Origin of the sequence: Vibrio sp. ZF 223 (assembly GCF_003050585.1) — a bacterium.
GTDB classification, from domain to species: Bacteria; Pseudomonadota; Gammaproteobacteria; order Enterobacterales; family Vibrionaceae; genus Vibrio; species Vibrio crassostreae.
Genome location: NZ_PIGB01000007.1, coordinates 157,247 through 171,195 on the forward strand (window position 1 = coordinate 157,247; position 13,949 = coordinate 171,195).

The following is a 13,949-nucleotide window of genomic DNA, read 5'->3' on the forward strand; positions in this document are numbered from 1 at the left end:
TGATTAGTGAAGCTTTAGGTTTGGACGAAGTACACGGTTAATACGACCAACCAGCATCATCAGTGATGTTTTGATTAAGCCGTGAAGCGCCATTTGGTGCATGCGGTACAAAGAGATGTAAACCACACGAGCAATACGACCTTCAACCATCATCGAACCTTTAGTTAGGTTACCCATCAAGCTACCTACGGTAGAGAAACGGCTTAACGAAACCAGTGAGCCTTTATCTTTGTAGATGTAGTCTTTTAGGTCACGACCGTTCAGCTTAGCAATGATGTTGCTGAATGCACAGCTTGCCATTTGGTGAGCCGCTTGTGCACGTGGTGGAACAAATGAACCATCTGCTTGGGTACATTGTGCCAAGTCACCGATAGCAAAGATGTTGTCATCCAGTGTTGTTTGCAGCGTGTTTTTCACAACCAACTGGTTGATACGGTTGGTTTCAAGACCACCGATATCTTTCATGAAGTCTGGTGCTTTGATACCTGCTGCCCATACCATGATTTGTGCTGGGATCTTGTCGCCATCTTTGGTTGTTAGGCCGTCAGAGTCCGCCTGAGTCACCATAGTATTAGTACGAACATTCACACCAAGCTTCGTTAGCTCAGAGTGTGCTGCGCTTGAAATACGAGGAGGTAGAGCCGGAAGAATACGCTCACCCGCTTCAACTAGGTTCACGTTCAGCTTGCTTGAATCTAGATCACCGAAGCCGTAAGTACGAAGCTCTTTTACTGCGTTATGTAGCTCTGCAGAAAGCTCAACACCTGTTGCACCCGCGCCAACAATCGCGATGTCTACCGTACCTTGACCGTTCTTAGCGTGAAGCTTTAAGAACTGGTTATTCATTTCAGTACGGAAACGGTGCGCTTGTTCTGGGCTATCAAGGAAAATACAGTTGTCACGAACACCTGGAGTGTTGAAGTCGTTCGACGTTGAACCTAGTGCCATAACAAGAATGTCGTATTCAAGTTCACGACTTGGCATCAGCAATTCGCCGTGCTCATCTTTCAGTTCGCTCAGTGCAATCACTTTACGTTCACGATCGATGTCGTTCAGGCTGCCCATTTGGAAGTCGAAGTAATGGTTTTTTGCATGTGCGCGGTAGCTTAATGCATCAACACCTTCATCCAGTGAGCCAGTTGCTACTTCATGAAGTAATGGTTTCCATAGGTGGCTTGCTTTACGGTCTACCAGAGTGATCTGGGCACGCTTCTTACGACCTAAAGTGCGGCCTAGCTTAGTTGCTAGCTCTAAACCACCAGCACCGCCGCCTACTACGATAATTTTTGTCACAATGACAATCCTCTACAAAATGAATAAATGGGGTTCGGCTCGATTACTCCAACCGATAAATTCTATGTATCTACTCGGCCTTGTTGATAAGGCTGTGACATATTGGATAACCGCGAAAAAGAATAACGACAGCTAACCGAGTAGTTAGAGGGATAACAAACAACAAACATTCGTTTGTCGCTTTGCTCACATGGATAAAAAAGGCGTCTAGCTGAGAGATAGAACGCAAATTATGGGCAAGTTTTTCACTCGCTCTCAATTTTTTTTGATATTTGTCAAAATATTTTGCTTAAGAACATTATATATAGCAAAAAGATGACCGCAACAAAAATCCTTACCCACAATGAGGATTCGCGGCTAATTAGTTAACGTTTGCGCAAACTTATCTATAAATGCACAAACCGACCGATAAAACATATACAACTGTTTTATCAATACCAATATCTAAGATTCAGATGTGAAAAAGCAGCACCCAAATGAGTGCTGCTTTTATAAAATAACCGGAGTAATTAAGCGTTCTTAAACGCTTTCATTGCCTGAAGATGTTGAGAGATTTTTTTGAATTTGTGACTCTCTTTCTCGTCCCAGATTACGTCGTAGTAATCTTCGAGTGCAGCGGCTGTTTTGCTATTGTCGTGAATTTCATCTTCACGAGAAAGCACCACTAAACAGCGACCTTTGTTCTTCATACGGTACTGCTCAACACACTTGGTCGCAATATCTTCGTACTCTTCAGGACGGTCAATTCGACCTACCATGTTGTTTTCAGGTTGCAAGTTTGGATTGAAAATCACCTGCTTAATACCACACAAGAAACCAATGCGCTCAGACCAGAAACCACCTAAACCTACACCACAAATAATTGGATGCGGATCATCTGATTGCTCTATCACTTTATGCACTTCTTTTAGCAAATGCTGCATATCGTGTTTTGGATGCAAAGTACTGTAGTTGATGAAACGAACGTCATCATCAATGAATTGCAACTGCAGTATTTTTTCGTGATTGCCCGGGCTTGTTGAGTCGAAGCCATGTAGATAGATAATCATTGTACCTCCCCCGTTGAATATTGGTACGTTTTGATCAATCTAACACGAAAAACAAGGTTTTAAAGGTAACAGCTGAGAAATTATATTTTTCACTTCCTAAACGTGATCCTAGCTACATAAAGTGTGACTCAGAGCCTCTGCTTCCTGCAAATAACTTTCATCGCCCCAAAGCTGATGAGCAAGTAAATACCAAAGCATCGCCATCATTTGGCTTCTTGGTAACCACGCTGCTACACCATCTAGCCAAGGCTGAACATCATGGATACCTCGCAGCTGACAGTACTTCTCAACCGCTTCAGTAGCCGGCACTCCAGTAACCGCAATGGTCAAGGTTAAATCGAGCCTAGGGTCTGCTAGCGCAGCGTATTCCCAGTCGATAATCTTAATACCGTCACTGTTTCTCACCAGGTTATAACCACCTAAATCAAAATGGCACAAAGACAGGTCGACATTGGTAACACTCGGAGCCACGCGCCACTCTTGATAAACCTTAGTGCAGGCTTCGGTCTTATGAATCGCATCAAGCTGCAGCCAATAGTGGTCGACTCGCGCTGTGAAACTGAATGGTTGCAGTGGTAATCGCGCAGTATTGACCAGATGCACAGAGATCAGCGTTTTCAACAGGTCATCGAGCTCTAGATCTTCGTAAAGTGTCTCACCTGCAATCCACTCAACCAATAAACCCTGCTCATTCACCACCACTGGGCTTGGCCCGATGCCGAGACGCTCAATTGCCGACAACACTTGGTACTCTTCATGACGAGAGATGAAGAAGGCTTTAGTGATAGCTGTGGTTGGCCGCCAAACATACGCAGTGCCATCGACATCAACCAATTTCCAACATCGATTGGTCAAACCGCCTGTTAATGTCTGAGCTCTAACTGGAGGCTCAGAAAAGTAACCATCAAGCGAACTCAGACTGGTATCAAGAAGCTTAGCCTCAGACCAAGAAAAAATTGCCATTGCTCATTCCCTATAAACGTCTTCATTTCCCTACAAAAAAGACACTGACCAAAAGCCAGTGTCTCTTCATAAACAGCACATCATGCACTGCATTGGCGTGTGACCAAGCTATGTGTGATCAAGCTATGTGTGGCCAAACTATGCGCAGCCAAGACTAGACGCTGTCAAAACTGGCTGCGTTTAGTTGGCAAGTAAGCGAAATTAAAGACCTAGAAGGCTCTTAGATTGTTGCTTACGGATTTCAGTCTCGTCAGCCCACTCAATCAAGCCAGACTCAAGATCCATTAGGCGCATCGTCATTTTGTAGTATACGTCTTCATCGCTACCCGCTTTCTTAACGATGCTTGATAGGTTGCCGTACAACATATACTGAGCGCCCACCATTTTACCAAACTGAATCGCTGAACTTTGGTTTACAAGCTCATCGTTGTTTTGGAAGTTCAGTTGATCACGAACAGACTCAACACGATCCATATCAACGAAACGGAACTTACCAGAATTCAACATTTTAGTACTGATTGTGTCAGTGATTGACTCAGTATCGATGTGCTCACTTGTTTTGTTCTTGATTCGCTCAACGAACACGATTGGACGCTGTTCACGAGTAATGTAAGCCACTGAACCAGACGCCATCATGCTATCGACCATTTCACCCGCAATCGTTTGAAGGTCAGTTGAACCGAAATCGATTGTCGTGGTTTCTACTGCTTGTGCATCACCGTAGCTTACCTTGTTCGAACAACCGCCTAAAATAACCGCTAAACCTAATAGCGCAATGACACTCTTTTTCATTTTGTTTCCTCAACTTATCACTGAGTGGGGTTACCCACACTCTTAAATTCTTATATTTACGAACCATTAGATCCGTTTTATCTAACTTACTGCTCTCGGAACTGAACTCTAAACTGAGTCGCTTTCGGGTTTACCGACACTTCCGACAACGAAATACTTTCAAAGCCACGCACAATCGCTTGCTTCCAAGGGCCTTGCTTTAGGTTGACCTCAAGGCCGGCATCGTCGTACCAGTAAAAACGATAAAGGATATTTTGATCGCCTTTATAGTTACTGTTTAAACGAACGATTCCTCGCGTATGACCGTCGACTAAATCGGTGCGGATATCTTCAACCTGTAAGCGGCTGCCCAATACATTGTCACCAAAGAAAACGTTCTGAGTCAGACTATCGACCCTTACACCAGCTGTATTATCAGCACAACCAGACAGAGCCATAACCGCTGCTAAGCTCACTAACCACTTTTTCATTACAGCCTCCCTAGCTGTTTATGCCACATTGTTGCGTTGTTTCCTTGTCGAGAAATCCACACCAAGGTGGTCTGCCCCTCTCGAATATCAAAGTCATACGTTTTAGCGCCAGCCTCCAACGTATATTGACCACTGTTTGCTACAAACGTGCTGCTCTTAATCTCTGCTGGTAAAGATTGCCAACTGCGAGTGTCTGGTTGCTCTGTCAGTGTGTTCCACACGTTGAACAGAATATTACCGACATCATCGCCTTTGGTGGCTTCTTTACGAATGCGATCTTTCGCAACCACACGTAGCGCTTGGCGAATAACAATGCTCGTCATACGCTCAGATAAATCGTTTTGAGCCATTGCATTTACATCGGTAATCAAATGCTCTTGTAGCGGCTGCCCACTGATTCGCAATGCAGAAAAACGCTCTACGTTTTGGCTCGGGTAATATGGCAGCGCAAGAGAGTATATCGCTCCCTGATCGCGACTGTCATAAACAGGTAAATCTAGTCGCCAACTGTCCATAGCTTGCACAGCGCTCTGTTCTTGAAGAACAATTACTCTCCCTTCACCTACATTAAGTTTAGAAGACTGCTTATAACGTTTTTCTAGTGTCGCTAAATCTTGTCGCATCCCTAAACGAGCGGCTGTCGCCATGGTTCTGTCGATGATTTCTTGGTTATCTGGCATCACAGCCAAAGCACGACGATAATCAACATAAGCGCTGTTTAGATCATTCGAAGCTTCATAAAGCAGACCAGACAAGAACATCAGATATGCATTCTGTACCGACTGCAGTTTTTTACCCGCATCTGGGTAGTTGGCAAGGATGCTACCGACATTGGCAGACAAACCTTGCTTCTTCGCATCGTTAGCTGCCCGGTCTAACTCAGCTTCGCGTTGCTTCTTCGCTTGCTCTTGCACTTGGTTGGCGCGACGCATTTCGATCACCGCACCTTCTAAATCATTTTTCTTGAGGTAATTTAAACCGAGATAGAGATGAAGAAAGCCCAACTCATAATCGGCTGGCACATACTCGGTAATATTGTCATTCACAGCCAACGCACCCACGCTGGTTGCACTGTCTGAGATTGAGATTACGGCTTTTCGTTGCTGCTCAGTAACCGCCTGATCAGCCACTTCAAACGAAGACTTACTCTCAGGATATTTTTGATCCAGCAGGTTAATTCTGCCTCTTTCAAAGTTATCAAGGATGTCGCCTGCCGCGTAATCTGGTAGCTCTTGCTGAGCCTCTGAATAATCTCCAGATTTAACGGCTTGGTAGATCGCTTTGTTTTGTGCGCTGTAATGACTAAATAGGCTTCCTGCAGAAATACTCGCACAACCTACGGTCAACGCCGATAACAGGGCAATTGAAGCGAATCTAAACTGTTGCTTCACTTATCGTCTCCGTGCATGTTTAAAATGCCAACTTTGTTAGGGTCTGCTGACCTTTCGTGGTCTCATTATCAAAACGAAACGTATTGTAAAAAGGATCTCAAGCCAGTTGAAACCCTACTGATTTAGCCTCTGCCTAGGCGATGCCGATATTCAGACAACAGATAGAACTTAAAGTTGGCATACAAACTACAAATTTTCCAACTAACTACTAGTGTTAACCCGCTAATGATCTCGTTTAAACTAGCTCATTAACTTTCAGTAACTCGTTAGCTTTTCATTAGCTCATTAACTTTTTATTAGCTCATTAATAGCGGACCAAGTGGACGGCCACCAACCAAGTGCATGTGAATATGATAAACCTCTTGGCCACCGTGAGAGTTGCAGTTCACGATAAGACGATAGCCATCTTCTGCGATGCCTTCTTCTTTTGCTAACTTCCGAGCAACGGTAAACATGCGGCCCATCATCGCTTCATCTTCGACTTCAACATCGTTAGTTGTTGGAATCAACTTGTTAGGGATTATTAGGATATGGCTTGGCGCGCGAGGGTTAATATCACGAAATGCGGTTACTAAATCGTCTTGGTATAGTAGATCTGCAGGGATTTCTTTATTGATGATCTTACTAAAAATGGTTTCTTCAGCCATGTTTCTCTCCGATAAAACATTTATTTTTTAATGCTTTGAGTATGCGCTATGCCGCATCAAACCACAATAAATCTGCTTTAAAGCATAATAAAAAACACCGTTCAAATCAAAGAAAACGAGCCTCAGCTCTCAAGAATGGCATGTTGGTTATAACTGAGGGTTATTTTTGACGTGTGCGTCATAAAATGCGCAAGCGGAGCTCAATAGAATGCTGATAATTTTGTTAGTTTTACTTTGACCTGACATTAGGTCAGCATTTTTATTTAGGGAGAAAGCCATGAAGGGATCTGTGATCAAGCGTATGTACGCTGGTTTCGCACTGATCATCATCATGTTCGCAGTCACGATAACCATCATGATGAACAGCATGAATCAGATACACAGCAATTTTGAGAGTGTCTCAGAAACCTCATTACCACTTGTCGCGCTTTCAAATCAAACAAGTGTGCAATTGCTCTCTGCTGATAAGTCATTCAAAGATTTCTTAACCACACAAAACGCTGAACGCATGTCTGCAATGCGTACAGAGTTTGCTGCATCACAAAACTCGTTTTCTGAAGTGCTAGGTAACTTAGAAGCAGCAAGCCAAAACAATGTTTCGCTCACCGAACGTATCGCCCAATTAAGAGCGATGGAAGAGCGCTACTTCGCCGAAGCAGACGAAGCGATGAACAACTACGTCGCTATGTTTGAAGCACAAGAACAAGTACAAAAAGCGTCTCGCGATTTCCAACGCTTACATTCAGAATTAACCGTTGGCATGAAAGAGTACGTAGCCGACCAAAAAAGCATCTCTGTAAAAGTAATGGCAAAAAGCTACTTCATTAAACTGCAAGACGCAGAAGTCATTACCTCTGATGCACTTGCTAGCTCTGATGTAGCCTTCGTTCAAAAAGCCGTTAACCAAAATAAAAAGGCCGTTACTCACCTTAACTACGCTTATCGTGGCCTATCAACACAACTACCAGCACTTAAAAATGTCTTTGATGAATCAGTTCAAAAGTTCACCAAAGATGTTGGTCAGAAAGGCGGTGTCTTGGACAAACACAACAACTACTTGAAAGCGAAAGAAGCTCTGTATATCAACATTGCAAACCTAGCCGTAGAAGTAGACCAAGCAATGGCAGTGCTAGATTCATTCAACGTGACCGCTGAAGAGCAACTGAACTCGTCGTTAGCTGACGCAAGCAGCATCTACGACAAAGGCCTATTCAATGCGATCGCAATTGGCATCATTGTGACCGTATTCGCTGCAGCGATTGGTTACCACATAGCACATAGCGTAAGAGAGCCATTAACTCGCATTCTCGGGACATTAGAAGGCCTGACTCAAGGCGATATGACTCAACGTATCGATATTCGCTACGACAACGAATTCAGCCGTGTGAGTCGCCACATCAACACCTTGGCGGACAACTTGCACAATATCCTTGTGAAGCTGAATGATGCTTCAGATGACTTAACCAAGACAGCAAGCGTAAACCAAAAGACTTCTTCTGAAACGCAAGCTCAGCTGAACAGCCAACGTGAACAAACGGCAACTGTCGCGACCGCAATGACAGAGATGTCTCATTCTGTACAAGAAGTAGCAAACAGCGCGCAAAGCTCACTCACCATGGTTCAACAAGTAGAATCGGCTTCTGAGTCTGGTCGTCAGATCATGAACACCAACATTAGCACTATCAATCAGCTTGAGGTTCGCCTTACTGAGTCTGTGGGTGCTGTGGGCGAGCTACAACAAATGAGTAGTCAGATTGGTTCAATCCTTGACGTTATTCGTGGCATTGCTGAACAGACCAACCTACTTGCACTTAATGCGGCAATCGAAGCAGCGCGTGCTGGCGAGCAAGGTCGTGGTTTTGCAGTTGTTGCCGATGAAGTACGAGTGCTAGCGCAAAAGACCACTCAATCAACGTCAGAAATCGAAACCATGATCAGCAACCTGCAATCAAGCTCGAAAACAGCAAGTAACGTGATTGAAAGTTGTATGAGCGACATGGACATGTCAGTCCAACAAGCTTCAAGTGCAAACAGTGCGATGGAAGAGATCCAAGCCTTGATTCTAGAGATTAGCCACATGAGCACACATATCTCTCAAGCAGCCGCAGAGCAGAGTGAAACGTCTGGCGATATCGCGCGTAATATCGAAGACATCAACCACATCGCAGATAAGAGTTACCAAGCGATGTCATCAATTGCAGAAGCCAGCCAAAACCTAACGATTCTGGCAAATCAGCAAGGTGATTTAGTACATCAATTCAAACTATAGATAAATGAAGAATCGATAGATATTTAGTGAGATTGTTGAGACTTCATACCCAATAGTGGTAACTAATTGAGCTAGGGCAACTTTTATCAAGGGTTGCCCTTGTTTTTTATGAGCTTTGTCATTATATGATTATTAAGGCTTGCTGCTTCCCGTTTTTTCTTTCACCTTTATGAGCGAGCCGCTATTAAGGAATTTATATGGCTGTTCATGTTGGCATTATCGATCAAGACCCTATTCGCTTGCTCACCCCTTTACTTGATAACCGAACGGTCAGCACTCACATCGTGTTTATCGGCGACAAGAATCAAGTCAGTATGTACAAACGTTTAGACAGCGTTTTACAGAAGCGCGACATTACCAGTGAGTTTTTCGAAATTCCGACCATCGTAAACACATCTGTAATCAAAGAATCTATCCAAACTCTTGCCGAAGACCTCAAAGCTCGCGGTCAAGAAGTGAAGCTCAACGCTAGTTGTGGCCTGCGTCACCGCCTACTTTCGGTGTACGAAGTATTCCGTACTTACCACTGGCCAATCTTCGTGGTTGAACCAAACAGTGACAAGCTGTGCTGGTTGTACCCGAACGGAAAAGAAGACGCACAAGTTCAAGACCGCATTACTATCGACGACTACCTAACGGTATTTGGGGCTCGTGGCGAGTTCAGCGATGTTCAGCTATCTCCGCAACTTGATCAGAAACTTTATGAACTGGGTGAACGTTGGGCAAGTAACGCGTTAGAATTGGGCCCAGGCCTTGCGACATTAAACTACCTTGCAACGACCTGCCGTAAAGAACAGAAGCTTGATGTTGGTCTCTCTGAGAAGCAACAAGGTTACCGTGAACTGAACATGCTGTTGAGCGATTTAGTTGAAGCGAAGATTGCGACTTACGACAATGGTATTTTAACTTTTGCTAATGAAGACGCACGCCGCTTCTCAAACGGTGAATGGCTGGAGACTCTGGTTCACAGCACAGTGAAACAAATCCAAGATGACATGCCGACCATTCAAGATCGTTCTTTGAATGTTCAGGTATACCGTCAACTGGGTGAACGAGAAGTTCGTAACGAGCTTGATGTTGCCTCAGTGGTGAACAATAAGCTGCACATCATCGAATGTAAGACCAAAGGTATGCGTGACGATGGTGATGACACCTTGTACAAACTGGAATCGCTTAGAGACCTATTGGGTGGCCTACAAGCACGTGCAATGTTAGTGAGCTTCCGCCCTCTTCGCCATAACGACATCACACGAGCAGAAGATCTTGGCCTTGCATTGATTGGCCCTGACGAATTGAAAGATCTTAAAACACACCTAACGGCATGGTTTACGGCTGCGGGTGGTAGTGAAGATCTAGAGTACTAAAAACAAATAAACTCATGAGAGCTAAATGCTCTTAAGCAGATTGTTAAAAAGGCGAATGACGATTAAGTCACTCGCCTTTTTTGTATCTGATACTTTTTCTTGTCCACTTTCTCTGCCACATAAAAAATGGCCACATCATTCGATACGGCCATTTTCAAAATTTGCAGTCAGTTTAAGACTTAAATCTTTTTTGCAACTTAAAGCATTTTACGAGCAGCTTCTACAACTACTTTGATTGAACGCGCTTCTGTTACTTTTAGTGTGTCGTGATCAGGCGTCTCTTTTTGAGTACGGTTGATGATTACACCCGCAACACAACCTGCTTTCAGACCAGAACTTGCACACATAGTTAGCAGCGTTGCAGATTCCATCTCGAAGTTTAGAACGCCCATGTCTTGCCATTCTTGCATAGAACCTTGGAAACGCTTAACAACACGACCAGAGAACGTATCGTAACGCTCTTGACCTGGGTAGAAAGTGTCACTTGAAGCCGTTACGCCCATGTGAACTGCTGCGCCTGATTCTTCAACCGCTGCTTTCATCGCTGTTGCCACTTCGAAGTCAGCAACTGCTGGGAATTCCATTGGAGCAAAGTGCAGGCTAGCGCCGTCTAGGCGAACAGAACCTGTAGAAACAATCATGTCACCCACGTTTACGTGAGGTTGGATAGCACCAGTAGTACCAACACGTAGGAAAGTACGAACACCAAGTTGAGCAAGCTCTTCTACAGCGATAGAAGTAGATGGGCCACCGATACCTGTTGAACATACAACAACTGGCTTGCCGTCTAGCTCTGCGCGATAAAGCGTGTATTCACGGTGACTAGCAAGAAATACTGGGTTCTCCATCTCTTCTGCAATTTTTTGCACACGAGCAGGATCACCAGGGATGATCGCAAGAGTAGCACCGTTAAGATCTGCTTCAGTAACACCTAAGTGGAAAACAGCTTGAGACATAGTTCGCTCCTTTTGGCTTATTGGGCTTTTTACCCTTATTTAAGCTCATAGTAAATTCGTGGGGTACGAACACACTCTAACCAAGCTCATTACAAAATGAAGTGACGCATGTCACACGAATGATCGCAACAAGAATTCAAGTTTCACAAAAAACCGATTGGCATCACAAAAATAAGTAATCCGTATACCTATGTTGCATACTAATGAGACAAAAAGCGCCTTTAACGTATTACCGCTAAAGGCGCTTTTTAGATTAGACGCTTTCTATATTCGTCGCTTTGAATAAGACATAATCTATGTCAGAGATCTGAACTTAATCCGCCTTAGACTTGAATCGAAGCAGACGCAATGCGTTCAATGTCACCAATGCAGTTGCACCACTATCCGCTAACACTGCAACCCATAAGCCAGTAATACCTAACAAGCTTGTCACCAAGAATACGCCCTTCAAACCAAGCGCAAGGGCTACGTTTTGACGGATGTTATTCATGGTCGCTTGCGACAGTTCAATCATCGCTGGCAGCTCAGTTAAACGGTTATGAGTCAGCGCTGAATCCGCCGTTTCCAAAGCGACATCCGTACCACCACCCATCGCGATGCCGACATTCGCCGTTTTCATTGCTGGCGCATCATTGATGCCATCACCGACCATCGCCACGTGCGACTGTTGAGACAGCTCTTCAACGTAAGATACCTTGTCGCTTGGCAATAGGCTTGCCTTGTACTGCATACCAATCTTGCTACTGATCGCTGCTGCACTGCGCGGGTTATCGCCAGTCAGCATGATAGATTGAATACCCAAATCATTGAGTCGTTCAATCGCAAGCTTAGCGTCACTGCGTAACGTATCTTGCCAAGCAATCAGACCAATCACTGTCGTATTTTGCTCTTTTGATTCTTCTTGATCTTTAAGCTCAAGAGCAACCACAACCGTCTTGCCCTCGCCTTCCAATGCTTCTACCTGAGAAACCACATCGGCACCAAGATCGAACGCTATTTTAGACGGTGACAGAACCTGATACTTAACGCCATCAACATCACCTTCAACACCACTACCGATAAGTGCGATCTTGTTGTGTGATTCAGGAATCTCAATATTCAGATCTTTTACTTTAGCGACAAGTGATTGCGCCAATGGGTGAGTAGAGCCAACTTCAATTGCACCAACCACACGCAGCATCGCATCTTGTTGCCAACCCGAAAGAGGCTGAATATCCGTAACCTGAGGCTTACCTTCGGTCAGTGTGCCCGTCTTATCGAAGGCGATAGTTTGGATTTTACCAAGCTGCTCCAGTGCTGCACCGCCTTTAATTAGTGCACCACGTTTCGCTGCTGCCGCTAAACCAGAAGTAATCGCTGCTGGCGTCGAGATAACTAACGCACACGGACAAGCAATCAATAATAACGCTAGGCCACGGTATACCCATGTTTCCCAAGGTTGAGCGAACAACAGTGGTGGCGTGATAATAACGAGTAAAGCCACCACCATCATCAATGGCGTGTACCAACGACTGAACTTATCAAGGAAACGTTCCAGCGGTGCTTTACGAGACTCTGCTTCTTCAATCAAGTGAAGAATACGGTCGATTGCGTTTTCACCTTGTTTTGAAGTGATGGTTATACGAACCACTTTGTCCACGACGACGGCACCAGCCATAATGCTGTTACCTTCGGTGTGTTCAACAGGAACAGATTCACCGGTTAACGCACTTTCATCAAAGCTCGCCGCGTCTGTAATCAATTGACCGTCAGCAGGTAAACGAGAACCCGCAGCCACTTCAATCACATCACCAGGAACCAGTTCACTGACTGCTACTTCAACACGTTCACCGTTGATAATCTTAGTTGCATTTTCTGGTACCAATGCCATTAACGCTTGAACGCCACTTCTTGCTCTAGATGAAGCAAACGCTTCTAAGCGCTCACCAATCAAGAACAATAATAGAACCATCGCCGCTTCCGCGGTTTCACCCAGGTACAAAGCACCCAGTGCGGCAACACTCATTAAGGTTTCAATAGCAAACGGTGTACCTGAGCGTGCCAACTGAACCGCTTTCTTCGCCACCGGATATAAACCAAGCAAACAAGTTACCGTAAACAAGCCTTCACTTAATTGAGGAGAGGTACTTTTCAGAAGCGCAGCAAACAGCATTGCCGCTGCAATCGCGATAATCTGTAAATTAGGTTGGATATGAGCTTGCCAAAAAGTCTCAGGTTGTTGTTTTTCTTTCTTTGAACCGACTTCCGTAAGAGGGAAACCCGTTTTAATAGAGACCTGTTCAATGGTGTCGGCAAGGCTTTCATTATCGAATTTCACAACCAGCTTTTCGGTAGCAAAGAGAACCTTCGCTTGAATAACACCGTCAATATTGCTGATCGCGTTTTCTATTTTTCTTGCACAAGCTGGGCAGTCCATTCCGGCAACCAACCAACTTTTCGAAAATTGAGCGTCGAAAGATGAGGGTAAGGACTGACTGTCCTCTTCTCCACTGTCCGAACTACAACAATCATCCCCTGACGATGAAGGAGCCGCAGAAGAAGAACTACAACAGCCAGATGAAGTACCTGCTGCCGTAATGCTGGAAATTTTAGGGCTAGAGCAACCAGCTCCCACCGCTTGAGGTTGAACGTCCACTTTTGTTGAGCGGCACGCTGCATGTTTTGCGCACATAATGTATCTCCTTAATACTCAAAAGCCTTGAGGTTGTTGCTGACTCACGAGCAACAGAACCTTAAGTTCATCAAAAGTATAAAC

Annotated in this window: 11 protein-coding genes; 2 read left to right on the plus strand and 9 right to left on the minus strand. The window is 44.7% G+C overall.

Annotation, left to right across the window (positions count from 1 at the left end):
• Positions 1-3: 3 nt before the first annotated feature.
• From CWO13_RS14880 to hinT, 7 genes are all read right to left on the minus strand, one after another.
• Entirely contained in the window at positions 4-1,293 is a 1,290-nt protein-coding gene (locus tag CWO13_RS14880; protein ID WP_048658280.1) for an NAD(P)/FAD-dependent oxidoreductase, read from the minus strand.
• A gap of 509 nt (positions 1,294-1,802) precedes the next feature.
• The gene (gene ycfP / locus CWO13_RS14885; RefSeq protein WP_048658279.1) at positions 1,803-2,342 is read right to left on the minus strand and encodes an alpha/beta hydrolase YcfP; all 540 of its coding nucleotides are present in this window, start codon (positions 2,340-2,342) and stop codon (positions 1,803-1,805) included.
• A gap of 108 nt (positions 2,343-2,450) precedes the next feature.
• Positions 2,451-3,305 (minus strand): phosphotransferase, encoded by an 855-nt coding sequence (locus CWO13_RS14890; RefSeq protein ID WP_102432606.1) that lies wholly within the window; start codon positions 3,303-3,305, stop codon positions 2,451-2,453.
• Between the two features lie 201 nt (positions 3,306-3,506).
• On the minus strand, positions 3,507-4,097 hold the full coding sequence (lpoB, locus tag CWO13_RS14895; RefSeq protein ID WP_048658277.1) for a penicillin-binding protein activator LpoB: 591 nt from the start codon (positions 4,095-4,097) through the stop codon (positions 3,507-3,509).
• An 86-nt stretch (positions 4,098-4,183) separates the two neighbouring features.
• The gene (locus CWO13_RS14900) at positions 4,184-4,567 is read right to left on the minus strand and encodes a YcfL family protein (protein WP_108083131.1); all 384 of its coding nucleotides are present in this window, start codon (positions 4,565-4,567) and stop codon (positions 4,184-4,186) included.
• Complete coding sequence (locus tag CWO13_RS14905) at positions 4,567-5,958, minus strand: COG3014 family protein (protein WP_102478373.1); 1,392 nt, start codon at positions 5,956-5,958, stop codon at positions 4,567-4,569. Before CWO13_RS14905 ends, CWO13_RS14900 begins: the two co-directional genes overlap by 1 nt.
• A gap of 296 nt (positions 5,959-6,254) precedes the next feature.
• Positions 6,255-6,605: a purine nucleoside phosphoramidase gene (gene hinT, locus CWO13_RS14910; RefSeq protein WP_004736268.1), complete on the minus strand. Its 351-nt coding sequence runs from the start codon at positions 6,603-6,605 to the stop codon at positions 6,255-6,257.
• A gap of 277 nt (positions 6,606-6,882) precedes the next feature.
• On the opposite strand from hinT, the gene CWO13_RS14915 reads away from it, so the two are divergent.
• Both CWO13_RS14915 and CWO13_RS14920 read left to right on the plus strand, forming a co-directional pair.
• Entirely contained in the window at positions 6,883-8,874 is a 1,992-nt protein-coding gene (locus tag CWO13_RS14915) for a methyl-accepting chemotaxis protein (protein WP_048658275.1), read from the plus strand.
• A 197-nt stretch (positions 8,875-9,071) separates the two neighbouring features.
• Positions 9,072-10,238, plus strand: coding sequence for a DUF1887 family protein (locus tag CWO13_RS14920; protein ID WP_048609362.1), 1,167 nt, complete (start codon positions 9,072-9,074; stop codon positions 10,236-10,238).
• A gap of 197 nt (positions 10,239-10,435) precedes the next feature.
• On the opposite strand, the gene udp is transcribed toward CWO13_RS14920, so the two are convergent.
• Positions 10,436-11,194 carry a uridine phosphorylase gene (gene udp, locus CWO13_RS14925; RefSeq protein WP_017632176.1) on the minus strand — a complete coding sequence of 253 codons (759 nt, stop codon included), beginning with the start codon at positions 11,192-11,194 and terminating at the stop codon, positions 10,436-10,438.
• A 313-nt stretch (positions 11,195-11,507) separates the two neighbouring features.
• On the minus strand, positions 11,508-13,865 hold the full coding sequence (locus CWO13_RS14930) for a zinc/cadmium/mercury/lead-transporting ATPase (protein WP_107898755.1): 2,358 nt from the start codon (positions 13,863-13,865) through the stop codon (positions 11,508-11,510).
• Positions 13,866-13,949: the final 84 nt, after the last annotated feature.